Source organism: Rhizobium sp. BK008 (assembly GCF_014197345.1).
GTDB classification, from domain to species: Bacteria; Pseudomonadota; Alphaproteobacteria; order Rhizobiales; family Rhizobiaceae; genus Rhizobium; species Rhizobium anhuiense.
In genome coordinates this window covers 1-24,275 of record NZ_JACIFK010000002.1, presented here as the reverse complement: position 1 = coordinate 24,275, position 24,275 = coordinate 1, and the positions used below count along the sequence as shown (strand labels likewise).

The 24,275-nt window shown below is 61.7% G+C and carries 23 protein-coding genes and 1 pseudogene; 13 read left to right on the top strand and 11 right to left on the bottom strand.

All coding sequences use genetic code 11. The features are described 5' to 3' along the window. Window positions 1–2 precede the first annotated feature (2 nt). The gene (locus FHT69_RS11625) at window positions 3–917 is read right to left on the bottom strand and encodes a DnaJ C-terminal domain-containing protein (RefSeq protein WP_063476146.1); all 915 of its coding nucleotides are present in this window, start codon (window positions 915–917) and stop codon (window positions 3–5) included. A gap of 142 nt (window positions 918–1,059) precedes the next feature. Continuing rightward, window positions 1,060–1,527, bottom strand: a complete 468-nt coding sequence (locus FHT69_RS11620) for a universal stress protein (protein WP_063476147.1) — start codon at window positions 1,525–1,527, stop codon at window positions 1,060–1,062. A gap of 160 nt (window positions 1,528–1,687) precedes the next feature. Here FHT69_RS11620 and FHT69_RS11615 point away from each other — a divergent pair. Further along, window positions 1,688–2,604 (top strand): annotated as a pseudogene (locus FHT69_RS11615) (DUF1932 domain-containing protein). 63 nt (window positions 2,605–2,667) lie between these two features. On the opposite strand, the gene FHT69_RS11610 reads toward FHT69_RS11615, so the two are convergent. Next, entirely contained in the window at window positions 2,668–3,492 is an 825-nt protein-coding gene (locus FHT69_RS11610; protein WP_210179974.1) for a phosphoenolpyruvate hydrolase family protein, read from the bottom strand. A 10-nt stretch (window positions 3,493–3,502) separates the two neighbouring features. Beyond that, on the bottom strand, window positions 3,503–4,699 hold the full coding sequence (locus FHT69_RS11605) for a Tm-1-like ATP-binding domain-containing protein (RefSeq protein ID WP_183905399.1): 1,197 nt from the start codon (window positions 4,697–4,699) through the stop codon (window positions 3,503–3,505). Between the two features lie 129 nt (window positions 4,700–4,828). Between FHT69_RS11605 and FHT69_RS11600 the strand changes: the two genes are divergently transcribed. The 8 genes from FHT69_RS11600 (at window position 4,829) to yghU (ending at window position 12,315) form a co-directional block, all read left to right on the top strand. Continuing rightward, on the top strand, window positions 4,829–5,494 hold the full coding sequence (locus FHT69_RS11600) for a GntR family transcriptional regulator (RefSeq protein WP_063476151.1): 666 nt from the start codon (window positions 4,829–4,831) through the stop codon (window positions 5,492–5,494). A gap of 90 nt (window positions 5,495–5,584) precedes the next feature. Beyond that, window positions 5,585–6,838, top strand: coding sequence for an extracellular solute-binding protein (locus tag FHT69_RS11595; protein WP_097543977.1), 1,254 nt, complete (start codon window positions 5,585–5,587; stop codon window positions 6,836–6,838). Between the two features lie 92 nt (window positions 6,839–6,930). Then, the gene (locus FHT69_RS11590) at window positions 6,931–7,842 is read left to right on the top strand and encodes a carbohydrate ABC transporter permease (RefSeq protein ID WP_206114570.1); all 912 of its coding nucleotides are present in this window, start codon (window positions 6,931–6,933) and stop codon (window positions 7,840–7,842) included. Further along, the gene (locus tag FHT69_RS11585; RefSeq protein WP_063476153.1) at window positions 7,839–8,666 is read left to right on the top strand and encodes a carbohydrate ABC transporter permease; all 828 of its coding nucleotides are present in this window, start codon (window positions 7,839–7,841) and stop codon (window positions 8,664–8,666) included. Before FHT69_RS11590 ends, FHT69_RS11585 begins: the two co-directional genes overlap by 4 nt. Window positions 8,667–8,668: 2 nt before the next feature. Beyond that, window positions 8,669–9,760: a Gfo/Idh/MocA family protein gene (locus tag FHT69_RS11580; protein ID WP_063476154.1), complete on the top strand. Its 1,092-nt coding sequence runs from the start codon at window positions 8,669–8,671 to the stop codon at window positions 9,758–9,760. Window positions 9,761–9,776: 16 nt separating this feature from the next. After that, window positions 9,777–10,157, top strand: coding sequence for a cupin domain-containing protein (locus FHT69_RS11575; RefSeq protein WP_046635128.1), 381 nt, complete (start codon window positions 9,777–9,779; stop codon window positions 10,155–10,157). A gap of 32 nt (window positions 10,158–10,189) precedes the next feature. Further along, window positions 10,190–11,284: an ABC transporter ATP-binding protein gene (locus tag FHT69_RS11570; RefSeq protein ID WP_063476265.1), complete on the top strand. Its 1,095-nt coding sequence runs from the start codon at window positions 10,190–10,192 to the stop codon at window positions 11,282–11,284. A gap of 155 nt (window positions 11,285–11,439) precedes the next feature. Continuing rightward, on the top strand, window positions 11,440–12,315 hold the full coding sequence (gene yghU, locus FHT69_RS11565; RefSeq protein ID WP_063476155.1) for a glutathione-dependent disulfide-bond oxidoreductase: 876 nt from the start codon (window positions 11,440–11,442) through the stop codon (window positions 12,313–12,315). Window positions 12,316–12,398: 83 nt separating this feature from the next. Here the strand turns inward: yghU and FHT69_RS11560 are convergent, their stop codons facing one another. From FHT69_RS11560 to FHT69_RS11540, 5 genes are read right to left on the bottom strand one after another with little or no spacing between them, the layout of a single operon-like run. Next, entirely contained in the window at window positions 12,399–13,913 is a 1,515-nt protein-coding gene (locus FHT69_RS11560; RefSeq protein WP_047613196.1) for an ABC transporter substrate-binding protein, read from the bottom strand. 19 nt (window positions 13,914–13,932) lie between these two features. Beyond that, window positions 13,933–15,642 carry a dipeptide ABC transporter ATP-binding protein gene (locus FHT69_RS11555; protein WP_127430098.1) on the bottom strand — a complete coding sequence of 570 codons (1,710 nt, stop codon included), beginning with the start codon at window positions 15,640–15,642 and terminating at the stop codon, window positions 13,933–13,935. Next, window positions 15,639–16,490 carry an ABC transporter permease gene (locus tag FHT69_RS11550; protein ID WP_183905398.1) on the bottom strand — a complete coding sequence of 284 codons (852 nt, stop codon included), beginning with the start codon at window positions 16,488–16,490 and terminating at the stop codon, window positions 15,639–15,641. The genes FHT69_RS11555 and FHT69_RS11550 overlap by 4 nt, the downstream gene beginning before the upstream one ends. Further along, window positions 16,487–17,425 carry an ABC transporter permease gene (locus FHT69_RS11545; RefSeq protein ID WP_183905397.1) on the bottom strand — a complete coding sequence of 313 codons (939 nt, stop codon included), beginning with the start codon at window positions 17,423–17,425 and terminating at the stop codon, window positions 16,487–16,489. The genes FHT69_RS11550 and FHT69_RS11545 overlap by 4 nt, the downstream gene beginning before the upstream one ends. Before the next feature lie 51 nt (window positions 17,426–17,476). Further along, window positions 17,477–18,367 (bottom strand): proline iminopeptidase-family hydrolase, encoded by an 891-nt coding sequence (locus FHT69_RS11540; RefSeq protein WP_097543971.1) that lies wholly within the window; start codon window positions 18,365–18,367, stop codon window positions 17,477–17,479. A gap of 128 nt (window positions 18,368–18,495) precedes the next feature. On the opposite strand from FHT69_RS11540, the gene FHT69_RS11535 reads away from it, so the two are divergent. The 4 genes from FHT69_RS11535 (at window position 18,496) to FHT69_RS11520 (ending at window position 22,240) form a co-directional block, all read left to right on the top strand. After that, on the top strand, window positions 18,496–19,293 hold the full coding sequence (locus FHT69_RS11535; protein ID WP_047613206.1) for a helix-turn-helix transcriptional regulator: 798 nt from the start codon (window positions 18,496–18,498) through the stop codon (window positions 19,291–19,293). Window positions 19,294–19,357: 64 nt separating this feature from the next. Further along, the gene (locus FHT69_RS11530; RefSeq protein WP_183905396.1) at window positions 19,358–20,260 is read left to right on the top strand and encodes a proline iminopeptidase-family hydrolase; all 903 of its coding nucleotides are present in this window, start codon (window positions 19,358–19,360) and stop codon (window positions 20,258–20,260) included. 82 nt (window positions 20,261–20,342) lie between these two features. Further along, a complete protein-coding gene (locus FHT69_RS11525) occupies window positions 20,343–21,200 on the top strand; it encodes an AraC family transcriptional regulator (protein WP_183905395.1) in 858 nt (285 codons plus the stop codon). Window positions 21,201–21,301: 101 nt separating this feature from the next. Next, window positions 21,302–22,240 carry an NAD(P)H-binding protein gene (locus tag FHT69_RS11520; RefSeq protein WP_183905394.1) on the top strand — a complete coding sequence of 313 codons (939 nt, stop codon included), beginning with the start codon at window positions 21,302–21,304 and terminating at the stop codon, window positions 22,238–22,240. 16 nt (window positions 22,241–22,256) lie between these two features. Here the strand turns inward: FHT69_RS11520 and FHT69_RS11515 are convergent, their stop codons facing one another. Beyond that, window positions 22,257–23,165: an acetamidase/formamidase family protein gene (locus FHT69_RS11515; protein ID WP_047613208.1), complete on the bottom strand. Its 909-nt coding sequence runs from the start codon at window positions 23,163–23,165 to the stop codon at window positions 22,257–22,259. A gap of 161 nt (window positions 23,166–23,326) precedes the next feature. After that, window positions 23,327–23,944 (bottom strand): outer membrane protein, encoded by a 618-nt coding sequence (locus FHT69_RS11510; protein WP_047613209.1) that lies wholly within the window; start codon window positions 23,942–23,944, stop codon window positions 23,327–23,329. Window positions 23,945–24,275 lie beyond the last annotated feature (331 nt).

The following is a 24,275-nucleotide window of genomic DNA, read 5'->3' as shown; positions in this document are numbered from 1 at the left end:
GATCAAGCCTCCATGTTCTTTCTCGGATCATACGAGTTTGTCGTCGCCCATTCCTTCACCAGGTCCGTCAGCCGCTCGTTGGGATTGTCAGGCAGCACGATCTTCAGGGAGACATAAACGTCGCCATGTCCGCCGCTGCGTTTTGCAACACCCTTGCCCTTGAGGCGCAGGACCTTGCCGGTGTTCGAATGCGGCGGCAGCGTCAGATTGACCGGCCCAGACGGCGTCGGCACACGAACCTTGCCGCCGAGCACGGCCTCATTGAACGAGATCGGCAGTTCCAGGCGGATATCGTCGCCGTCTCGCGTGAAGAAGCGGTGCGGGCCTACACGGATTTCGATCAGGGCATCACCCGCCGGACCGCCTCCGATCCCCGGCTCGCCCTTGCCGCGCAGCCGTAAAGTCTGGCCATCGCGCGTTCCCGGCGGGATCTGCACGTCAAGCGTTGGGCCGCCAGGAAGCTTGACCTCGGTCCTGGTGCCGTTGACGGCCTCGAGAAAATCGACCTCCATCGAGAATTGGCGGTCCCGGCCACGACCACGGCTCTGGCCGCCTCCGGCCCGGCGTGAAAAGAAGTTGGCAAAGACATCGTCGGCATCGCCGAAATCGGCAAAGCCGGCACTGTTGTGGTAGGGATCGCCAGGGCCGCTCTTCGAGGCATAGTCGCGGTAATAATTGCGCTGCGCCCGCTCGGCGCCTGAAATATCGATCTCGCCGCGGTCGAAACGCCCGCGTTTTTCCTCGTCGCTCAAGATCTCATAAGCGGTTGAAATTTCCTTGAACCGCTCCTCTGCCTTTTTGTCGCCGGGGTTGAGGTCGGGGTGAAGTTTCTTGGCGAGCTTGCGGAACGCGCTTTGAATATCCTTTTGCGTCGCATCCCGTTTCACGCCCAGAAGCTCATAGGGATCCTGGCTCATACATATCTCCTGAGGGCAGCAAATACTGCTGGTTGGCTTGGGGATGATATAGGTTGCCGGGCCGCCGCCGGGGAGGGGAAATTGGTCGCCCGGGCGATATCAACGCGATAAAGCCACTGCGGTCACGCTGGCGCAGTGGAGATTAGAGCAATGCCACGTCTTCGGCTTGAGACGCCGCGCCCTCATATGCGTGATCTAAACGCCGATCGATGAGAACCGAGCACCCGGCGTGGCGCACGACTTTGTCGACAATCGAGGAGAAGACGTAGTCGGTGATATCGGTCACATGCGACGACAGCAGGATGAGATCGGCCGACTTCTCCCTTGCGACGGAAACGAGCTGGGAAGCGGCAATGCCGATGCGAACCTCGATCGTCGCCAAAATCCCCATTTCCTTACAGAGCGATGCAAGTTTCTTTTCGGCGTCGACGATGGCGGTCGTTTCGAATGCCTCGGGAAGCTCCGTCAGGTGACGGCGCGGGATATTCTCGATGACATGCATGACGACGATGCTTCCGCCTTCATCCGCCAATGCCGCAGCCCGGCGCAAAAGCCGGATTGCCGTTTGCCTCGAACCCGTGCCGATGCCGCAGATGATTGTTCGATACATTGAAATCCATATCCTCGAATGCGAATGATAGCGCCGATCATACCGGTCTCAACCGTCGCGGCATTGACGAATGTCAAGGAAAGGCCTCGCAACGGTAGCCCTCGCAAAACCGCCATTTGCTTAGAACGGGACCTCCGGCTGAATCGTCGCAGTTGACGATATGGCCATCAGCAACAGTTCTAACCCGATGTCGTCACTTATTGAGGTTCACATGCCGCATTTTGCGATTATCGGATCGGGTGCGATGGGAAGTGCTGTCGCCAAACGGCTGATCGACCGCGGCGCCACGGTGCTGACCCATCTCGAGGGCAGAAGCGAGCAGACGATTGCGCGGGCAATGGCAGCCGGCATGGTGCCGGTCGGACGCCAGGAGCTGACAAAGGCCGAGCTGATCCTGTCGATCGTTCCGCCGGCGCAGGCGATCAAGGTCGCCGAATTCGTCGCGGCCATATCGTCGGGGATGCCGGCGCCGCCGCCCTTCATCGACCTCAACGCGATTGCGCCAAAAACCATGCAGGCTTTGGCGGCACGGTTCGACGGCAGCGGCGTGGAGGTGCTCGATGGCGCGATCATCGGCGGGCCGCCGGTTCCCGGCAAATCAGGTCCGACCATCTATATCAGCGGCGATCGTGCCGAGCGGAGCCGGCTGCTTGATGATTGCGGCCTCAGGATCCGCAGGCTCGACGGACCGCTCGGCGCCGCCTCGGCACTGAAGATGTGTTATGCCGGCATCAACAAGGGATTTATCGGCCTCGGCACTGCCATGCTGCTTGCCGCATCGCGTTGGGTGCTGCCGAAAGCCTGAAAGCCGAACTCTCCGAAAGCCTTCCCGACGTCGACCGCAAGCTGTCGAAATCCATTCCCGACATGTACCCGAAAGCCTATCGATGGGTCGCCGAAATGCAGGAGATTGCCGATTTCCTGGGAGAAGATGATCCGGCGGCGACCATCTTCCGCGGCATGGCGGAGCTCTTCTCCAGGATGGCTTCCGACGTGGAGGGCAGCCGTGTTCTTGTCGGGCAGCTGGACGAGATCCTTGGCTCCAGGGAAACCCGCGACGCGATGGTCATGCCATAATGTCGCTGCCGGCGCTGGCAATGGAGGCACCGGCAGCTGGTGTACGGCCGGTCCAAGCCGCGCCTATATCTTCACGAAGTCCTCGACCTGCGCCCTGATCGCGACCTCGGTCGGCAAACGCTCCATCGAACTCGCGCCGTAAAAGCCGTTGCAACCCTTGCAGCGTGCAAGCACATAGGCCGCGTCCGCGGGCATGGCGATCGGCCCGCCATGGCAGAGCACGATGACGTCGTCGCGGATCGACCTTGCGGCATCCGACCATTCGTTGATCTTCTCCACGCATCCATCGAGGGTCAGCGCCGTTTCAGCGCCGATCGCGCCGCCTGTGGTCAGGCCGAGATGGCAGACGACGATGTCGGCGCCGGCTTTGGTCATCGCGATCGCGTCCTCGCTGCTGAAGACATAGGGTGTCGTCAGCATGTCCTTGGCGTTGGCGCGGGCGATAATGTCGATTTCCAGATCGAAGCCCATGCCGGTCTCTTCGAGATTGGCGCGAAACGTGCCGTCGATCAGCCCGACGGTCGGGAAGTTCTGGATGCCGGCAAAACCCATTGCCTTCAGCTCGTCGAGGAAGTGATCGGGCAGCATGAAAGGATCGGTGCCGTTGACGCCGGCAAGCACCGGCGTGTGGCGCACGACCGGCAGGACCTCGCGGCCCATCTCCTTGACGATCTCGTTGGCATTGCCATAGGCGAGCAGGCCGGCAAGCGAGCCGCGGCCGGCCATGCGGTAGCGGCCGGAATTATAGATCACGATCAGATCGATGCCGCCGGCCTCTTCGCTCTTGGCGGAAAGGCCGGTGCCGGCGCCACCGCCGATGATCGGCAGGCCTTCGGCGATCTTGCGGCGAAGCTTGCTCAGAATGTCGTTTCTGTCGATGCGGGTCAAAACTCTCTCCTCAGGCATGGATCTCATGGAAGCCGGCAACGAGTGCCGTGGCGAATTCCGGACTGTTGACATGGGCGTCTATCTCGACGAGGCGCCTGTTCGGCGCCTCGCGCCAGCCGCCACGAATGGCAGAAAACAGCGCCTCGTCGGCTTCGGGATCATGGAATGGCTGACCGGCGGCGTCGATCGCCGAAACGCCCTGAAGCGGCAGCAGGAAGCGGACCGGACCCTGCATCCGGTTGAGCCGCTCGACGATGAAAGCGCCGATCCTGCGGTTTTCCTCCGGGGTGGTGCGCATCAGGGTCACCTGTGCATTGTGGACGTGCAGCCTGCGGTCGCGGAAGGGCGCCGGCACGGTGTCCCGCGCGCCGAAATTCACCATATCGACGGCGCCGACCGAGCCGATATAGGGCAGGCCGGTGCGGATAATGGCGCCGAAGCGATCCTCGGTCGCCGGAAAGACGCCACCGATGAGAAGGTCGGGCACCTCCGTCGTCGTCACATCGATTACGCCCTGCAACAGACCGGAATCGGCAAGCTTCTCCATCGACTGGCCACCGACGCCGGTCGCATGGAAGACGTAGATTTCATGCGTCTTGCCGAGCATTTCGCGGAGCTGGGTGACGCAGGAGGTGGTGACGCCGAACATGGTCATGCCGATGCCCGGCCGATCATCGCTGGAGACGGGGATGGGGTTGCGGGCCATGCCGGCCGCCGCATTTGCCGCATTGCCGATTACCTTGCGCGAGATGGCGTTCAAGCCGGCGATGTCGACGACCGAATACATCATGGTGAGATCATTCGGGCCGACATAGGGCGCCACATTGCCCGAGGCGACCGTCGAGACCATCAGTTTCGGCAGGCCGATCGGAAGCGTTCGCATCGCCTCCGTCACCAGCGCGGTATTGCCGGTGCCGCCAAGGCCGAGCACGGCGCCGATGTCGTTGCGCGATTTCAGGAATGCCGTCAGCGCTTTGGCCATGGCCGAAACCGCCGCTCCCCGATCGGTCTGCCCGAGCACGGCCGCAGCGCCCTCAGGATGAAATGCGGCGACGTCACGCGCCTGGACATCGGCGCCGGTGCCTTCCCTAAGCGTGCCGACATCGACCAGAACAGCCTCGGTTCCGGCCGAAAGAACCACCTCCCTGGCGTAGCTCAGTTCAGCACCCTTGGTGTCGCAAGTGCCGACGATATAGACCTTTCCCATTGGTTTTCCTCCCTTTTGATCGATCTCCGACATTCTCTAGATAAAATTCCCGATTTTGTATTTTCCATATTGTATATTCTTTCGTATATTGCATACTCAAATCACGAATGCCAGACGGAAATGGAGACCATGAACGCACCGCGCCACCTCACCCTTCGCGAGCGGATTTACGAGGAAATCGTTCGCCTGATCGTCTCCGGCGAGCTGCCGAGCGGCGTCTCGATCGATGAAAAGGAACTGACGGAGCGCCTGCAGGTCAGCCGCACACCGTTTCGCGAAGCGATCGGCACGCTCGCCAAGGAAGGGCTGATCGAGATCAAGCCGTATCGCGGCTTCTTCGTGCGCAGCTTCACGCCGAAGGAGATCGACGATCTCTACGATCTACGCAAGACGCTTGAATGCTTCGCCGTCGAGCTCGCCGTTCCACAGATGAGCGACCGGCACATCGCCGGTTTCGAGCGCATCCTCGATGAGGCGGTGGCGGCACTTCGCCGCGGCGACATGGAGACCTACGGCATTCGCGACAAGGAGTTTCACGAGACCATCGCCGAGCTTTCGGGAAGCGCGCCGTTGATCGAAACGCTGGCGCGGCTCGCGCTGCAGATCCAGATTTGCCGCTCGATCGCCAACGAGAGCCGCGATCTGGCCGAGAGGGCGGCCGAGGAGCGCGATCAGATCCTGCAGGCGTTCCGGGCACGCGACATTACCCGCGCAAAGACCCTGATGCACGCTCATATCAGCGACGTCCAGCAGGCCGTCATGGCTCGGTTTCAGAGGGAAAATCCAGCGCGTTAGCCGGATGAAATGCCAGTGGAGCGAAGGAGAGGGAGGTCTCCTTTTCGACAAGTGAAAAACGTGGCCGTGGAGCGGCCGGAGGAGGGAGCAATGCTGAAATTTCTTGCCCGCAGCACGGCACTGGCGGCGATGATCGCCGCAAGTTCGCTGGCGCATGCCGAAACCCTGAAAATGTGGGGTCCGGAACAGATCACCGAACCGCTGGTGGCCCAGCTGTGGAACGGCATCAAGGCCGATTTCGAAAAGGCCAATCTCGGCGTGACCGTCGAATTCATGCCGCCGACCGGGACGATCAGCAACGGCGCGGTGCAGGCGGCCATCCAGTCGGACGCCGGCCCCGACGTGATCCTCACCAACTCCGGCATCGGCCGCATCAGCGTCGTCAAGAACGCCAAGCAGGTCATGCCGCTCACCGAGCAATATGAAAAACGCGGCTGGAAGGACCAGATCTATCCCTGGCTCTACACCGAGCTGAAGGGCCAGTTCGGCGGCGAAATCTACGAGGTTCCCGATGGCCTCGATGCGCTTGGCATCTGGTATCACAAGGATATTTTTGAGCAGGCCGGCTGGAAGATTCCGGCGACCTGGACCGAGTTCGAAGCACTGTTGAAATCGATCGGTGAGACCGGTCTGCAGCCGATCGCCATCGGCCCGCGTACCACCGGCAGTGCCGGCCACCTCTTCGGCAATCTGCTACAATCGGCGAGCGGTAAAGAGGTGATCGGCAAGGCGCTACGCCGCGAAATCGCCTGGGACGATCCTTCGGTCGCCGCCGGCGCCGTCCGGCTACAGAAGCTGGTCGAGGCGGGCGACATCAGGAAGGAAATGGCCGGCCTCGATCTCGATGGAGCCTCCCGCCTCTGGTTCAACAAGCGCGCGGCGATGTTCGTTGCCGGCCCGTGGTTCACCGCCAATGCCCGCAAGGCCGGCTATGACCTCGCCAATGCCGGTTACGCGCCCATGCCTTCCGACATCAAGGGTGCGGCGATACCGACCGGCGGCGTCGGCTGGAGCTGGCTGGTGCCGGTCAACTCCAGACAGCCGGAACTCGCGATGAAATGGATCGACTTCATGCTGTCCGATGCGGTGATGAAGAAGCGCGCGCAGGATCCGGCAAGCACGATGATCTATCCGCGCGAAATCCCGGGCGTCGAGCCGCCGACGCCCGTGCTGAAGGACATCTTCGCGGCTGCCGCCGGCGGCGTCGGCTACAATCCGAGCGTCTATCTGCCCGGCCCGGTACTCGACACCTACTTCCAGGTCATCCAGGGCCTGATCTCCGGCCAGATCGGCGGCGAGGACGGCATGAAGCAGATCCAGGCAAAGATGGCAGAGGCGAAATAGTGGTCATTCCAGAAACGCCCGGAAGCAAGGTCGTGGCTCCTCTCAGGGATGCGCCTGCCGTGGCGGGACATACGGGCGGCCTGTCCGTCCGTATGTCCAAACGCCGGACGACGGGGGCTGCCACATCTGACTCATCCGCTGGCGATGCCCGCACCGCATTGTGGCTGATGGCGCCGGCGCTCGGCCTTTATGCCGTCTTCACCCTGCTGCCGATCGCCGCCACCTTCTGGCTGAGCTTCAACAGTTCAGCCGGCTTCAATACCTCCGCCAGTTTCGTCGGCTTCGACAATTACGCCAAGGCCGCACACGATCCGATCGTCTGGAAGAGCCTCGTCCATACCTTCCTCTGGCTGGCCTATCATGTGGTGATGGCAGGCGGGCTCGGTCTTCTGCTGGCGCTTGCCGTCAGCAGGCTGCGGATCACCCAGGTCTTCTTCCGCACCGCCTTCTTCCTGCCGCATCTGGTGTCGCTGGCAGTGGTCGGCGTCATCTGGGCCAATATCTACGATCCGTTCTTCGGCCTGCTGAATACCGCGCTGACGCGGATCGGGCTCGGCGCCTTCACCCAAGGCTGGCTGTCCGATCCCGCTTTGGTGCTCTTTTCCGTCAATATCGCAAGCTCGTGGCAGGGCTTCGGCCTCTACATGCTGCTCTTCATCGCCGGCCTGCAGAACATCGACCGCTCGCTCTACGACGCGGCCGAAGTGGACGGCGCCAACGCCTTCCAGAAACTGATCTACGTGACGCTGCCGGGGCTTCGTGAGGTGACGACCTTCGTCGTCTCGCTGGCAATGATCAACGGGCTGAAAGGCTTCGCCACGGTCTTCGTCATGACCAATGGCGGGCCGTTCTACCAGAGCGAGCTGATCACCACCTATATCTACCGGCTTGCCTTCCAGTCCCAGGATCACGGGCTTGCGGCGGTACTCTGCATCCTGCTCAGCCTGCTTGCGATCACCATCACCATCGTCTTCAACCGCTGGCGTGCGAGGCTTTCGCAATGAGCGTCCGTCATCGCGAATGGCCGGTGGCGCTGGCCCTGACCCCGGCACTGATCCTGATCCTAGCCCCCTTCGTCTGGCTTGTGGTCTCGAGTTTCAAGACCGAGGCCGAGATCGGCCAGGCCGACCCCTTCACCTGGCCCGCCGACCTGATGTGGCGGAACTATCTGGATGCATGGCAGATCGGCGGGTTCGGCGAACTCGTCGGCAACAGCCTCATCAATCTCATCGGCGTCGTCGCCCTGTCGCTGATCACCTGTGCGCCGGCCGGCTATGCGCTTGCCAAGATCCGTTTTCCCGGCCGGGAATGGCTGTTCTACGCCTTCATCCTCGGCTTGACCGTGCCCGTCCAGGCGATCGTCATCCCGCTCTATCAGGTGCTTTTCGGGCTGAACCTCGTCAACACGCTTGCTGGTATCGTGCTGGTGCAGGTCAGCAACGGCATTCCCTTCGGCATATTCCTGATGCGGAGCTTCTTCATCGGCGTGCCTGATGATCTGATCGAGGCCGCCAAGATCGACGGCGCCTCGCATCTGCAGATCCTCACCAAGGTCTTTCTGCCGATCTCGACGCCGGCGGTGCAGGCGCTCGTCATCATCAGCGCGCTCTCCACCTGGAACGATTTCTTCCTGCCGCTGATCGTGCTGATCAGTCCCGAGGTGCAGACGCTTCCGCTCGGGCTCGTCCGCTTCGCCAGCACCTATGCTTCCGATTACCGCCTGGTTTTTTCCGGGACCGTCATTTCATTCCTGCCGATCATTCTTCTCTACATCCTGATGCAGCGCCGCTTCACCGAGGGGCTAACGCAGGGGGCAATCAAGGGCTGACCATGTCGCATCATGTCCAGCGGGAAATCCGCTACAATTTCGAATTCGATCACCGCATCAAGGCTTGCTTCATCGGCGCCGGCGGTCATGCCTATCGCAACGTCTATCCGGCGCTGCGTTACGCGCCGGTCGAGCTTGCCGGCATCTGCGATCTCGATCTCGGCCGCGCCGAGAAATTCGCAAAACTCTTCGGCGCCGGAAAAGCCTATACCGACCATCGCGAGATGCTCGAACGGGAAAAGCCTGAGCTGGTCTTTCTCGTCACCGCCTATCATCCCGACGGCCGGGTGCAGGCGACCGACCTGGCGCTCGACGCGCTTGCATCAGGCGCTCACGTCTGGATGGAAAAACCGACGGCGGCAAGCCTTGCGGACATCGAAAGGCTGCAGGCGGCAAGTAGCGCGGCCGGCCGCATGGTGATGACCGGCCTGAAGAAGACCTTTTTCCCCACAATCGAAAAGCTCAAGGATCTGATCGGCTCGCCGGGTTTCGGCCGGCTAACCTCGATCAATGCCCGCTATCCCCAGAGCCTGCCGAGCCAGGAAGACCGCGCCGATCTCGTCAAGATGCAGAGCTTTCTCGACCATATCTACCATCCGGGCGCGATCCTCAACTTCCTCGGCGGCGAGATCGAACGGGCTGGTTATGAATGGGAAGCGTCGACGGGCGCGACCGTCACCAGCCTGCGCTTCCGCTCCGGGGCAATCGGCACGCTGCATCTTGCCGCCGGCCAGTCGGGCGGCAGCATCTTCGAGCGGGTCGAAATCATCGGCGAAGGCGCCAACGCCATCGTCGAAAACGGCAGCCGGCTGACCTACTTCCGCAAGGCCGACTTGCCGTCCTATGGCCGTGCCGCGAGCTTCATCCAGCCGGACGAGAATGCGGCGCTGTTCTACGAGCCGGAGCATTCGCTCGGCCAGCTCTACAACAACAACCTGTTTTATCTCGGTTATGTGCCCGAAATCCTGCATCTGACGGATGCGATCCTCTCCGGCACGCCGATAACAAGGGGCACGCTCGAAATCGCCCGCGAGATCATGAGGCTCTTCGAATTCTACAGACGCGCGGATGCCGGCGTCACCACCAATCTCTGACAGGGGAGCGACAGCCTTGACCGATAGCGATGTCATTTTCAGGAAAGCCGGCGGCGAATTCATGCCGACCAGCTGGGGCGAACTCAACTGGAAGATCACTGGTGACGGCACGCCCGGCGCCGAGATGACCTTCGGCACCTGCCGGATCAATCCCGGCGAGCGCAACCAGCTGCACTCGCATCCCGATTGCGAGGAAATCCTCTACGTCGTTTCCGGCCATTGCGAGCACAAGCTCGGCGATGCGCTCTACCGGCTCGAAGCCGGCGACGCCATCCGGATTCCCCGCAATATCAGGCACTGGGCGCGCGCGCTCGGTACCGAACCGCTCTTCGCCTTGATCATGTTCTCCTCCGGCACCCGCACGGCGGTCAATCATGAGGGCGAGGGCGCGGCCTGAAATCATCCTGTTCTCGTGGGGGAGGGAATATGATGGCGTCGATTGCGCTTCACAACATCCGCAAGTCCTACGGCAACCTGCCGGTCATTCACGGCGTCGACGTCGATATCGAGGATGGTGAATTCATCGTGCTCGTCGGACCGTCCGGCTGCGGCAAGTCCACGCTGCTGCGCATGATCGCCGGCCTGGAGACGATCTCGGGCGGCCGGCTTTCAATCGGCAACCGCATGGTCAACGACCTGCCGTCGAAGGAGCGCGACATTGCCATGGTGTTCCAAAGCTATGCGCTCTATCCGCATCTGACGGTGGCCGAGAATATGGGCTTTTCCCTGAAGCTGCGCGGCACGGCCAAGGACGAGATCGGCCACCGAGTGCAGTCCGCCGCAAAGATCCTGGCGCTGGAACCCTATCTCGACCGCCTTCCGCGTCATCTCTCGGGCGGCCAGCGCCAGCGCGTCGCCATGGGCCGCGCGATCGTGCGCGATCCGAAAGTGTTCCTCTTCGACGAACCGCTTTCCAATCTCGACGCCAAGCTGCGCGTGGCGATGCGCGCCGAGATCAAGGAGCTTCACCAGCGGCTGAAGATCACCACCGTCTATGTCACCCATGACCAGACCGAGGCGATGACCATGGCCGACCGCATCGTCGTGATGCGCGACGGCATTGTCGAACAGATCGGAACCCCGCTGGAAATCTATGATCGCCCCGCAACCACCTTCGTCGCCGGCTTCATCGGCATGCCGGCGATGAACCTGCTCAAGGGCCGCATCCAGGCCGACGCGCCTTCGATCTTTCGCACCGACAGCGGCGTCGCCATGCCGCTGTCGCTGCGTCCCGGGACGGCCGATCCCGGCGAAGAACTCATCTATGGCATCAGGCCGGAACAGTTCGTCATCGCCGATGATGGAACACCGGCGAAGGTCGTGGTCGTCGAGCCCACAGGCGCGGAAACGCAGGTCGTTGCCCGGATCGAGGGGGCCCGGATCGGGGAAGAAAACGTCAATATGTTGTTTCGCGAGCGCATCGCCGTAAGGCCGGGCGACACGATCCGCTTCGCCTTGCGGTCTGCCAGCGAACATCTGTTTTCAGCGACAACAGGCAGGCGTCTTCCCGACGCGGATGCCTGAAGCAGCGGTTTTCTTCAGCTTTGCCAAGACTCTGACGATTGCGTGAAACCGCGCCGACACCTGTGACAAAACCTCATCGCCTCTGCTATGTCAGGAAAAATGCGGCAACCCAACCTGCGCCGCACTCTGTCTGACCAATCCCAGGAGTTTGAAAGATGAGCGGTTCTTCCGATTATACACCCCCGAAGGTCTGGACCTGGAACAAGGCGAATGGCGGCCAGTTCGCCAGCATCAACCGCCCGATCGCGGGAGCGACGCATGACAAGGAACTGCCGATCGGCCGTCATCCGCTGCAGCTCTATTCGCTCGGCACCCCGAACGGCCAGAAGGTCACCATCATGCTCGAGGAACTGCTGGCGCTCGGCCACAGCGGCGCCGAATATGACGCCTGGCTGATCAAGATCGGCGATGGCGACCAGTTCGGCAGCGGCTTCGTCGCGGTCAACCCCAATTCCAAGATCCCGGCGCTGATGGACCGCAGTGGTCCGAAGCCGATCCGTGTCTTCGAATCCGGCGCCATCCTCACCTATCTCGCCGAGAAGTTCGGCGCCTTCCTGCCGACCGAGCCAGCCGACCGCGCCGAATGCCTGTCCTGGCTGTTCTGGCAGATGGGAAGCGCCCCCTATCTCGGCGGCGGCTTCGGCCATTTCTACGCCTATGCGCCTGTCAAGATCGAATATGCGATCGACCGCTTCGCCATGGAGGTGAAGCGGCAGCTCGACGTGCTCGATCGTCGCCTTGCCGAAAGCGAGTATCTGGCGGGCAGCCAATATACGATCGCCGATATTGCCGTCTGGCCCTGGTATGGCGGCTTGGTGAAGGGCTGGACCTACGGCGCGGCCGAGTTTCTGCAGGTCGAGGACTATAAGAACGTGCTGCGCTGGGCCGACGCCATTCATAGCAGGCCGGCCGTGCAACGCGGCCGGATGGTCAACCGCCTCTCCGGCGAGCCCGCAAGCCAGTTGCACGAGCGCCACGACGCCAGCGACTTCGACACCAGGACGCAGGACAAGCTCGCGGCCGCCGAGTAGCAAGCGGCCTCATCCACGTGTCGCAGCAATAAATGAGGCTCCGCCGCCTTTACGGCGGCGGAGCATTTGCATGCTGCCCGAACTCAGTTCTTGACCGTATCTTCCAGGAAAAAACGGCCGAGCGGGTTCTGGTAGAAGTTCTCGATATTCTTGCGCGAGACGTTGATATAGGGGCTGTAATAGAGGTCGATCCAGTTGACGTCGTCCTTCGCCATCTTCTGCAATTCGACATACATCTGTTCGCGCTTCTTCGGGTCGAGCTCGAGACGAGCCTTGGCCACCAGTTCTTTCACCGCCTCGTTCTTGTAATTGGTCGAGTAGTTGTTGTTGGAATCGTGGCCGAGGACGAAGGTGGTCTTCTGGTCCGGATCGAGAATGTCGTTGGTCCAGTAGTTGACAGAGACGTCGTAGTCGCCGGCAACGATCATGTCCCATTCCTGGCTCGGGTCGACCTTCTGCAGATTGGCGGTGATGCCGGCCTTCTGCAGCTGCTGCTGGACGAGCACGGCCGTCTGTTCGTCGACTTCGTCGCCGGCGCGCACCAGATAGTTCAGCGTCAGGTCGGAGGCGCCAGCAGCAGCCAGCATCTCCTTTGCCTTTTCGGGATCATAAGGCCGCTGCAGATTGTCGGCATAGTAATAGAGCGCGCCCTTCGGAACGTAGGAATTGGCGACCGTGCCCTGGCCGAAGGTGACGGTATCGACGATCGCCTTCTTGTCGATCGCAAGATCCAGCGCCTGGCGGACTTCCTTCTTGCCGAGCGCGCCATGCGCATGGTTGATCAGAAGATGATCCTCGCGGGTCGAGGCATCGATATCGACGTTGAGGTTCGGGTCCTTCTTCAGCTCCTCGACGCGGGAGAAGGGAACGAAGATCGCCGTGTCCAGCTCGCCGGCCTGAACGTTCAGCATGCGGGTGTTGTCGTCAGGCACCGAGATCCACTCGACGCCGTCGAGCTTGACGCGGTCGGCCTGCCAGAAGTTCGGGTTCTTCTTCAGAATGACGCGGTCGCCGCGCCGCCATTCCTCGACCACGAAGGCGCCGGATGCGATCGGCTTCTCGCCGTAGGCATCGGCACCCAGCGTTTCCATGCCCTTCTTGGAGATGACGGAGGCATTCGGAAGCGCCAGCGTCGAAAGGAACGGCGCAGACGGGTTCTTGAGCTTGATCGTCAGCGTGTGCGCGTCGGTCGCGACCGCCGTATCGATCACCTTGTAGGAATCGCTCCAGAGCGAGGCGGGGTCGTCGCGGATGCGCAGCAGGCTGTAGGCGGCATCTTCCGCGGTCAGCGGCGAACCGTCGGAGAATTTCGCGTCGCGGATCTTGAACGTGTAGGTCAGCCCGTCATCCGAGGCGGTCCAGCTTTCGGCAAGGCCCGGCTCCAGTTTCGTGCCCGTCTTGTCGACGCGGATCAGCACGTCGTAGACGTTGGAGAACACCCAGTTGTCGATGTTCTGCGCGGTTTTGATCGGATCGAATGTCGTCGAATCCTCGCGGCGGCCGATGGTCAGCACACCGGCGGCTTCGGCATAACTTGCACTGAGCGTCAGGCCGGCGAGCAAGGCTGCAAGCCCGATTGATTTCCACCTGTTTGTCATGAATTCGTTCCCTTCGTTGTTATGGCATGCGTTTGATGGGCTGGATCGGTATCGATTGCGGATCGTCCTTGCCACCGGCGCCTTGCAGCAGCGGTTTGTCAGGATCGATGTCGGGAATGGCGGCGATCAGCGCCGCCGTATAAGGATGCTTCGGCCGCGCGAACACCTCTTCGGAACGGCCTTCCTCAACGATCTCGCCGCGATACATCACAACCACGCGTTCGCAGAGATTGCGGACGATCGCGAGATCGTGGGCGATAAACATCAGCGTGAGGTTCATCTTCGCCGTGAGCTCGCGGAAGAGCTCGATGATCTGCGCCTGGATGGTGACGTCGAGGGCGGCGACGCACTCGTCGGCGATGATCAGTTTCGGGTCGACGGCCAGCGCGCGGGCGATGCCGGCGCGTTGGCACTGGCCACCGCTCATGCTGCGCGGCTTGCGGCCGGCAAATTCGCGTTCGAGGCCGACGAGGTCGAGCAGAGCATTGATCCGCGCCGGGATATCGGCTTTGGCGACCTTGCCCTGCACCTTCAGGACCTCGGCCAGCATCTGCCCGATGGTCAGCCGCGGATTGAGCGCGTTATAGGGGTCCTGGAAGACCATCGCCGTCTCGCGTCTCAGCTTTGCGAGGCCCGCGCTCTTCTGCAGCGCCAGATCGACGCCGTCGAAAGTGACGTGGCCTGAGGAAAGCGGTGTGAGGCCGAGCACGGCGCGGGCAAGCGTGCTCTTGCCGCTGCCGGATTCGCCGACGATGCCGACCGTCTCGCCCGGCATGATCTGCAGGCTGACGCCGGCAACGGCGCTCACCGTCTTGGCGCCGCCCTTAAGCAGGGCGCCACCGGCTCTGAAACGTACGTGGAGATCATCGATTTCGAGCAAGGGCCTCGCCGGCTGGCCGGCCTCGGCAATTTCGGGCAGCGGCGCCGCTGTCTCGCCCGGCAGGGAAGGGTGGCTGTTGATCAGGTTGATCGTATAGGGATGCTGCGGCCGCGCCAGGATCGTCCGCTTCGGCCCCTCTTCGAGCAGTTTGCCGCCGCGCAGCACGGCGATGCGGTCGCAGGTCTGGGCGACGATGCCGAGATCGTGGGTGATCAGAATAATCGACAGGCCGCGCCGGTCGCGAATGTCGATCAACAACCGCAGGATCTGCGCCTGGATGGTCACGTCGAGCGCCGTCGTCGGCTCGTCGGCGATCAGTACCTTCGGATTGCAGGACAGCGCCACGCCGATCATCGCCCGCTGCCGCATGCCGCCGGAAAATTCATGCGGATAGCTGTCGTACTGGCGCGCGGGATCGGGGAAGCCGACCTGCGCCAGGATATCTGTCGCCGCGGCGCGGGCCTCGCGGGCGCCGAGACCCTGATGATAGCGGATGCCCTCGGCAATCTGATCGCCGATCCGCATCACCGGGTCGAGATGGCTGGTCGGGTTCTGGAAGATCATGCCGATCTCGCCGCCGCGCACTTTCAGCATCTCGCCATCATCGACCCGCATGAGGTCGCGCCCTTCGAGCAGCACGCTGCCGCTCTCGATCTTCAGCAGCGAAGAGGGCAGCAGGCGCACCAGGGAGCGGCAGAACAGGCTCTTGCCCGAGCCGCTTTCGCCGACGAGACCGAGGATCTCGCCTTTGCCGAGATCGAGCGAGACGGCATCGAGCAGCGTGCGCGGGCCGGAATCGACATGCGCCCTGACGGTAAGATCACGGACGGAGAGTACGGAGCCGCTCATTCGTGCACCCCCAGCAGCTCGCCGAGCGCATCGCCCAGCATGCTGAAGCCGAAGGCGAGACAGACGATGGAAAGGCCGGGAAACAGCGTGATCCACCAGGCCGTGGTGATGAAACTCTGTCCTTCCGCGACCATGACGCCCCATTCGGCGATCGGCGGCTGGACGCCGAGGCCGAGATAGCTGACGGCGGCGCCGCTAAGCAGCACCAGCGTCGCATCCGACATCGAAAAGACGATCGAGCCGGCGATCGCGTTCGGCAGCAGATGGCGAAACATGATGCGCGTGCGGCTGAAGCCGAGGCTGACGGCGGCGACGGCATAGTCGCTGCTTTTCAGCACCAGCATCTGCGCCCGGATCAGCCGCGCATAGGAGACCCAGCCGACCAGCGCCATGGCGACATAGAAGCTGCCGAGGCCAGGGCCGAGAATTGCGATGATCGACAGCATCAGCACCAGGAAGGGGAAGGCGAGAATGATATCGACAAGACGCATGAACAGCGCATCGACGATCCCACCGAAGAAGCCGGCAATCGTGCCGACCGTCGTGCCGATCAGGAAGGGAAAAATGACGCCGATCAGCGCCATCTGCAGGTCGAGGCGCGTGCCCCAGATAACGCGAGAGAGGATATCGCGGCCGAAATTGTCGGTGCCGAAGGGATGCAACAGCGAAGGCGCCTGCAGCCGCACATCGGCATTCTGCATGATCGGATCGTAGGGTGCGACAATGGGCGCGCCGATCGCCAGCAGGACGAAGAACAACAGCAGGCCGGCACCGACGGCAAGCATCAGCCGCCGGCCGAAGAACCGGCGCCAGCCGAGAGATGCGGGAGCAATCGCCTCGATGCTCATAGCTTCACCCTCGGGTCGACGGCGACGGTGACGATGTCGGCGATGAAGTTGATGAGCACGGTGGCGCAGGCAAAGACCATGGCGACACCCTGGACCACCATATAGTCGCGCGAGAAGATCGCCCTGACGAGCAGCTGTCCCATGCCGGGCAGCGCAAAGACGCTCTCGACCACCACCGTGCCGCCGATCAGCCAGCCGATGTTGACGGCAAGCAGGTTGATCGTCGGTACCAACGAATTCGGCAGCACATGTCGCCAGAAGACGATGCCTTCGGGCATGCCACGGGCGCGCGCCGCCGTCGCGACATCCGATTTCAGCTGCTCGATCATCGCCGCCCGCAGGCTGCGCGTCAGCACGGTCGAAAGCGACAGCGCCACCGTCAGGCTCGGCAGCACGAGATGCGACAGCTTTTCGCCAATCGTCGCGCCGTAGCCCGAAACCGGCAGCACGCCGAGTTCGACGCTGAAGAGGATGATCAGCATCAGTCCCAGCCAGAAGGGCGGAAAGCCGATGCCGAAGGTCGAGACGATGCGCACCGCATGGTCCGGGGCCCGGCCGGCATTGCGCGCAGCGATCGCCGCCATCGGCACCGCGATCAGCGCCGACAGCACGACGGTCGCGGCGACGAGCGCAAGCGTCGGTTCGATGCGGGTAACGATCAGCTTCAGCACGTCGATCTTGTAGAGGATCGACTTGCCCATCTCGCCATTGGCGAGGTTCTTGAGGAAATAGACATATTGCAGCCACATCGGCTGATCGAGGCCGTATTGGGCGCGGATGCTGGCAAGGGCCGCCGGCGTGGCGCGCGTGCCGAGGATGTTGCGCGCCGGGTCTCCGGGGATCAGCCGGACCAGAATGAAAGTGATGATGCTGATGCCGAAAATGACGGGCAGGAACTGCAGCGGTCGCGTCAGAACGAATTTATAGCGATGCATGACGGCGATCGCCTCTCTGTTTTCGTCGGCTTCGCTCCGCTTTGTGCTGCATCAGTGTGCCTCGTGCCGGGCGAGAAAATCGAGAAGCGCCGGATAATAATCCTGCGGGTTCTCATAGAACGGCATATGGCTGGCATTGGCAAATACCTTCAGCTCGGCATTCGGCAGCGCAAGCTTCATCCTGAGGGCACAGGCCGGCGTCAACTCGTCATGCTCTCCGGTCGTGATGAGCACCGGCAGCGTCAGCCGCGGCAGATCGGGGATGCGGTTCCAGTCCTTGAGGTTGCCGATATAGAGAAACTCGTTCGGTCCCTGCATCGTCTCGTAGGGCGCCATGTTCCAATCGTCGAGCGAGCGGCGCACCGGCGCCGGCCATTCCGGCAGACGGCAGACGTGGCGGTAGTTGAGGATGGTGACGGCGGCGAGATATTCCGGATGATTGTAGGTGCCCTGCGCCTCGTGTTTCTGCATCATCGATACGGTTTCGGGACCGAGTGCTGCACGCAGCCGTTCCAGCTCCGAGATCAGATGCGGCATGTCGGCGACGGTATCCTCGAGAATCAGCGTCTTCAGGTTCTGAGCGTAAGTCAGCGCATATTCGATCGCCAGCCACCCGCCCCAGGAATGGCCGAGCATGTGGACCTTACCGAGCCCCAGCGCCTTGCGCACCGTTTCCGTCTCCTCGACATAACGGCCGATTGTCCAGAGCGAGAGATCGTCCGGCCGGTCGGAAGCGCCGGTGCCGAGCTGATCGAAAGCGACGACACGATAGCCCTTGTCGACGAGACAGGAATGCGCCTCGCGCAGGTAATCGCAGGGCAGACCCGGCCCGCCGTTCAGGCAGAAAACCGTCTCACTGCCGGCTCCGAAACTGTAAGCAACGATGCGATAACCATCGACATCGATCTCGAATCGCTCGTCCGGCTGTATTTCACGCCACATTGATCGCTCCGGCAGAAGGTTTCACTTGCTCAATATTTGGGCGTGGTTATTTTTTTATCGTAAATCGCGTTCCGTGCCAGCTATAAGAAGTGATAGGGTAGGGCGCCACGTCGAAACTGGAGCAGCCCGTGCTTGACGATATCGGAACGATCAGAGCGCAGTTCACAGCGCATGAAACGCTGGACGGCCGGATCGATCAGGCCTTCGAGGCGATGAAGCAGATCGGCTTCGAGGCGCTGATCTACGACTACACGCCGGTGCCCTACGATCTCGACGGCGCGATCATGATACCGTCGCTGCTGAAGCTCAGGAACATTTCCGACGACATGCACGACTACTGGTTCAATCAGGGCTATTTCCGTATCGATCCGGTGCAACAGGTGGCGCTGCGCACCTCCGCACCCTTCTTCTGGAACTACGACCCGGACGCCGACACGCTGATCAGGGGTTTCATCAACGAGGACACGGCGCCGGTGACGCGCTATTTGAGCGAACGCGACATGTCGACCGGCGTCACCGTCCCGGTCCATATGCCACGCGGCGACTATGCGACGGTCACCGGCATCCGCTTCGGCGGTAACGACGAGTTCGAACGGCACGCCCTGCGTTATATCGCCGACTTCAACCTGCTGGCCCACGTCTTCCATGAGAGCGCCTATACGCTTTTCGACACGCGGGCGAAAAGCGTCGGCACGATCCGGCTGACCGAGCGGGAACGCGAATGCCTGCGCCATTCGGCGGAAGGTTATTCCGCCAAGGAAATTTCCCGCATCATCGATCGTTCTGTGCCGACCGTCGTCATGCATCTGAACGCCGCGGCCAAGAAACTCGGCGCCCGCAACCGCACCCAGGCCGTGGTGCGCGCCACCCATTACCGCCTGCTCGAAGACCGGCCGACCCATCATTGGCCACCCTATAACTTGTGATAGCTGCCTTCACCGTTGCCGCCGCGTTATGCTTTTTTCATACGGCCAAGAGATGGAGACGCCCGTGGGCGAAGTCACGACCAAAGAATCCTATTTGCCCTTTCGCGACTATCGCACCTGGTATCGCGTCACCGGTTCGCTTGCCAGTGGCAAGCTGCCGCTCGTCGTCGCCCATGGCGGACCCGGCTGCACCCATGATTATGTCGATTCCTTCAAGGATATCGCCGCTCTCGACGGCCGCCCGGTCATCCATTACGACCAGCTCGGCAATGGCAATTCCACCCGCCTTCCGGAAAAGGGTCCGGATTTCTGGACGGTCGGCCTGTTCCTCGAAGAACTGGATGCGCTGCTTTCCCATCTCGGCATTCAGGATCGTTATGCCTTTCTCGGCCAGTCCTGGGGCGGCATGCTCGGCGCCGAACATGCGGTGCGCCGGCCTGAAGGCCTGAAGGCGCTTGTTATCGCCAATTCGCCGGCCAACATGCACACCTGGGTTTCGGAGGCGAACCGGCTAAGGCAGGAACTGCCACAGGAGGTGCAGGACACGCTGCTGAAGCATGAGCTGGCGGGAAGCCTCGCCGATCCGGACTATATCGCCGCCTCGCGCGTCTTCTATGACCGCCATGTCTGCCGCGTAGTGCCGTGGCCGCCTGAAGTGGCGCGCACCTTCGCGATCATGGACGAGGACAATACCGTCTACCGCAACATGAACGGCCCGACCGAGTTTCACGTCATCGGCACGATGAAGGACTGGACGATCGAAACCAGGCTCGACCGCATCGAGGCCCCGACGCTGCTGATCTCGGGAAAATACGACGAGGCGACACCCCTGGTGGTAAGGCCCTATCTCGAACACGTTCCCGGCTGCGAATGGGTGCTCTTCGAAAATTCCAGCCATATGCCGCATGTCGAGGAAAAGCAGCTTTGCCTGACGACAGTTTCCACTTTCCTGTCACGGCACGATTGAGAACTCACCCAATCCGCTTCTTGCCGCGGAAATGACGCTTGGGATAGTCTCCGTCCCATTCGAAAGCGAATGGGACGGACCAATGAACGATCATCCGCAAGCAGGAAGCGCGACCATCCTTGCAACGAGCAGGGGGCGTGGCTGGCGCGGCTTGGAGGCCGAGCTGCTGCGCATTCCGCCCGGCCGCACCCATATTGCAGGGACACCCTATCATCGCCTCGGAATCCACGTCGGCCGACCTGTGCGAGCGCAATGCCGCTGTGACGGGCGGGAGCATCGCCGGCTGCAGAAGCATGGCGATATCGATGTGGTGCCAGCCGGCCTGGATGGCGTCTGGGAGGACGACGGCGAATGCATGATCCTGCGGCTGAAGATCAGCAAGGATCTTTTCCATCAGGCTGCCATCGACCTCGGACGCGATCCCGCGGAAGCGATGGCGCCGAAATTTCAGCTCCGCGATCAGCGGCTCGAGGCAATCGCCTGGGCCTTGAAAGCGGAGCTCGAAGCGGACGAGCCGTCCGACCATCTCCATGCCGATACGCTGGCAACAGCCTTGGCGCTCCGTCTGGTCGAGGCCGGCAGTGGCAGTTCTCGCCCGGCGGATGCCGGTAGAGCGCTCTCGCCCCGTCAGAAGCGGATACTTACCGACTACATCGAGGACAATCTCGACGCGCTGCTTTCGCTTGCCGAACTTGCCGGTCTTGCCGGACTCAGCCTCTCGCATCTGAAGACGCAATTTCGAAATAGTTTCGGCATACCGCCGCATCAATATGTGATGCAACGCCGGGTCTCGCGCGCCGAGGCACTGATTCGGACCTCTGGCCTGCCGCTGAGCCAGATCGCGCTGGCGGCAGGCTTTGCGCATCAAAGCCATATGGCAAACTGCATGAAGCGGCTGCTCGGCATCAGCCCAGGCACCATCGCCCGCTTGGTCAATTGACGAAAAATGGCCGATCCTGCAACGGATCGGCCGAATGCGCAGGCCAGATCCACGACATCAAGGCATCCTCTTTCGATAGCGAACAAGCGAAGGAGAGAACAATGTTTGTCATCTTCGGCGCCACCGGCAAGGTCGGCAAGGCAACGATAACAAAGCTTTCGGCCGAGGGCGCTCCCGTCAGGGCGGTGCTCCGTGATCCCGGCAAGGCTGCACCACTTGCAGCACTCGGATGCGAGATCGCCATTGCCGAGATTGGCGATGCCGATGCCATGGCCGGCGCGATGAGGAATGCGACAGCCGTCCAGCTCATTTGCCCAATCAATCCGCATGCTGCCGATGTCAGACGCCAGATGCTGCGATCAATCGAGCGGATGGCGGACGCGATCGACGCCGCCCGGCCGCCGCGCGTCCTGGCGATCTCGGATTACGGCGCACATCTGACGATCGATACCGGCATTACCAGCCTGTTCCATGCGATGGAGGAACGGTTCCGGCAATGCGCTACCGAGATGGTCTTTCTGCGCTCGGCCGAACATATGGAAAACTGGGCACGCTACCTGAAGATCGCTGGCGAGACCGGCATAATGCCGAGCATGCACCAGCCGCTATCGCGGCCTTTCCCGACGGTCTCCGCCGCCGATATCTGCGGTATGGCAGCCGACCTTCTGCTGGCCGGCGAGGAACATGGACATTCGCCGCGGATCGTCCATGGCGAGGGGCCGCGCGAATACACGGCGCTCGAGATCGCTGCGGCCTTGGGGCGGTTAATGACCCGGAGCGTCGTCGCACGCGAACTGCCGCGTGCCGATTGGCCGGCAACGCTGACGCGCGCAGGACTTTCGTACAATTACGCCGATCTGATCGTCAGGCTCGCCGATGTGCACAATAAAGGCCTGATCGGAGTGGAAGCCGGCGACGGCGAAATCCGCCGCGGCCGCACGGACCTTTCCGCTGCTCTTGAACTGTTTCTTCCCCATGCTCCGCGGGCTGAGGTAGTCGATCATGTCAGGCGTGGAGAGGAGCCCAACCAGGGATGGTAGGTTCCGATGATCTCTATCAGCCGACCAGCCATTTCTTGGCGACACGGCAGGCCATCGTATAGGCCGGATCGAAGACGTTGCCGACGTCATAGCGCACCACCTGGCCGAGCAGATGGCTGGCCGCCGTCCTGTCCAGGCCATAGTCCGATGCCAGCCAGGTCAGCATTTCGCTGGTCGCATGCTGGAGCGCCTGATCGAGGGGCCGGGCATTGCCGATGGTGAAGATATCGTCGGCGGTTTCCCCGCGCGGCCAGACCAGGCCGGCCTTCTTCTCCACCGTCAGCCGCACCGTGACGTCGAAGGTGGTCTCGACACCGGTGCCGACGATCTCGCCATCCCCTTGCACCGCATGGCAGTCACCGAGAAAGAACAAGGCGCCGGGCGCCGCGACCGGGAAGCGGACCGTGGTGCCCGGGCCGAACAGCCGATAATCCATGTTGCCGCCATATTCGCCGCTGGTCGCGGTCGATATCGCCTGGCCGAGGCTGGGCGCCACGCCGAAACAGCCGATCATGGGGGCGAGAGGCAGAACGAAATTTTCGAGGCCGGAGACGGGCTCGGAAAGCCGGACGGTCAATGCCTCGCGGTCGATGGCCCAGATGGCGACATCGCGCGGCGGCAGGTCACGAACCGCTTCGGGATCGACGACATTGGCCGCGACGACGCTGCGTGTAAAACCCGTATCCCTGGTCGGGGTCATGCTGATGATCTCGACTCGCAACGCATCTCCGGGCTCAGCCCCTTCCACGAAGATCGGGCCGTTCATCGGATTGCCGCCAGGCGCCTGCTTGATACCGTCCTTGTCATGCCCGGCAGCGTCGAGCGTCTCGGTGACGACCGTATCGCCGTCGGCAATATGCAGGGCCGGCTGAAGAGAGCCGATGACATTGTGAAAGCTTGTCGGAATGAAGCGGTGCGTGGTCATGAGAATACAGCTCTCGCTCGTTTCGAATATCAGGAGCCTGCGGCTGGACTGCCCGGCGGAGAGAGTTCGAGACTAGATCAGAGATTGCCTGCAATGCCAATATTCGCACACCAGGAGATGATCACGCCTCAACCGATGTCGAGGCGTGATCGGATCGACGTTCAGAATTTGAAGCTGGTGCCGACCGTGACCTTTTGCTGATTGACCTCGAAATCGCCAAGCGCCGAGCCGAAATCCTTGCGTCCGAAGTCGTCATAACGATATTCGGCGCGCATCACTATATTGTCGGTCAGGGCATGTTCCACGCCGCCGCCGGCTGTCCAGCCGATCAGAATGTCGTCCTTCTTGCCAACGCCGGGCACGTCGACTTCTCCACCGGCCGCGGCCAAACCTCCGGTTCCGTAGATCAGCGTACGGTCCAAGGCATATCCCACGCGCCCGCGCGCCGAGCCGTCCCATTTGAGGGAAACGTCGCTCCCGTCCTTCCAGTTGTAGTTGAAGTCATTCTCGATACCGAAGACGAAGGGACCGTGCTGGAAATTATATCCACCATAGATACCCGTCGAACCTCCATCCAGATCCTGCTCGGAACCGTTGAGATAGCTCGCATGTGTCGAGGTGTATCCGCCTTGAAGCCCGAGATAAAATCCCGACCAGTCGAAGGCCGACTGGGTCTGTGCCTGCTGGATGTAAGCGGGATCTTGAACCACGGCATCGGCGGCAAAAGCCGGCACGGCCGAGAAAGCCACGGCGGCCAGCGTGATTATCTTTGTGTACATTAAAGTGCCTCGTCATTTCGATGATTGGAAAGGGCGTCAGCAAACCGGCAAGTCGGCTGGGAGCGATGCATTATGCTGCGGTTCGGTGTTGCGGTTTGCGCTTTATTGTTGCGATATGTTGTGACGGGGAGCGTCTTGGAACGCGGGGCGGTCGCGCGCGATTTAATACAAGCTATTGTAATTTAAAATATATTTTAGTTCCATAACATGCATTATGCAACTTTTTCATGTAGCCAGGTACATTCTATTTCCAAGTGCGACATGCTTATAAAAACAATGGCTTCGCCTTGGAGATATATGCATGTCCCTTTGCTATTCGCAGCTCACCCTG

Coding starts and splice junctions, on each gene's coding strand:
- FHT69_RS11590 (WP_206114570.1), top strand. CDS start 6,931: ATGTCCAAACGCCGGACGACGGGGGCTGCCACATCTGACTCATCCGCT.
- FHT69_RS11555 (WP_127430098.1), bottom strand. CDS start 15,642: ATGAGCGGCTCCGTACTCTCCGTCCGTGATCTTACCGTCAGGGCGCAT.
- FHT69_RS11605 (WP_183905399.1), bottom strand. CDS start 4,699: ATGGGAAAGGTCTATATCGTCGGCACTTGCGACACCAAGGGTGCTGAA.
- FHT69_RS11545 (WP_183905397.1), bottom strand. CDS start 17,425: ATGCATCGCTATAAATTCGTTCTGACGCGACCGCTGCAGTTCCTGCCC.
- FHT69_RS11600 (WP_063476151.1), top strand. CDS start 4,829: ATGAACGCACCGCGCCACCTCACCCTTCGCGAGCGGATTTACGAGGAA.
- FHT69_RS11585 (WP_063476153.1), top strand. CDS start 7,839: ATGAGCGTCCGTCATCGCGAATGGCCGGTGGCGCTGGCCCTGACCCCG.
- FHT69_RS11620 (WP_063476147.1), bottom strand. CDS start 1,527: ATGTATCGAACAATCATCTGCGGCATCGGCACGGGTTCGAGGCAAACG.
- yghU (WP_063476155.1), top strand. CDS start 11,440: ATGAGCGGTTCTTCCGATTATACACCCCCGAAGGTCTGGACCTGGAAC.
- FHT69_RS11580 (WP_063476154.1), top strand. CDS start 8,669: ATGTCGCATCATGTCCAGCGGGAAATCCGCTACAATTTCGAATTCGAT.
- FHT69_RS11510 (WP_047613209.1), bottom strand. CDS start 23,944: ATGTACACAAAGATAATCACGCTGGCCGCCGTGGCTTTCTCGGCCGTG.
- FHT69_RS11550 (WP_183905398.1), bottom strand. CDS start 16,490: ATGAGCATCGAGGCGATTGCTCCCGCATCTCTCGGCTGGCGCCGGTTC.
- FHT69_RS11515 (WP_047613208.1), bottom strand. CDS start 23,165: ATGACCACGCACCGCTTCATTCCGACAAGCTTTCACAATGTCATCGGC.
- FHT69_RS11625 (WP_063476146.1), bottom strand. CDS start 917: ATGAGCCAGGATCCCTATGAGCTTCTGGGCGTGAAACGGGATGCGACG.
- FHT69_RS11520 (WP_183905394.1), top strand. CDS start 21,302: ATGTTTGTCATCTTCGGCGCCACCGGCAAGGTCGGCAAGGCAACGATA.
- FHT69_RS11595 (WP_097543977.1), top strand. CDS start 5,585: ATGCTGAAATTTCTTGCCCGCAGCACGGCACTGGCGGCGATGATCGCC.
- FHT69_RS11570 (WP_063476265.1), top strand. CDS start 10,190: ATGGCGTCGATTGCGCTTCACAACATCCGCAAGTCCTACGGCAACCTG.
- FHT69_RS11540 (WP_097543971.1), bottom strand. CDS start 18,367: ATGTGGCGTGAAATACAGCCGGACGAGCGATTCGAGATCGATGTCGAT.
- FHT69_RS11560 (WP_047613196.1), bottom strand. CDS start 13,913: ATGACAAACAGGTGGAAATCAATCGGGCTTGCAGCCTTGCTCGCCGGC.
- FHT69_RS11525 (WP_183905395.1), top strand. CDS start 20,343: ATGAACGATCATCCGCAAGCAGGAAGCGCGACCATCCTTGCAACGAGC.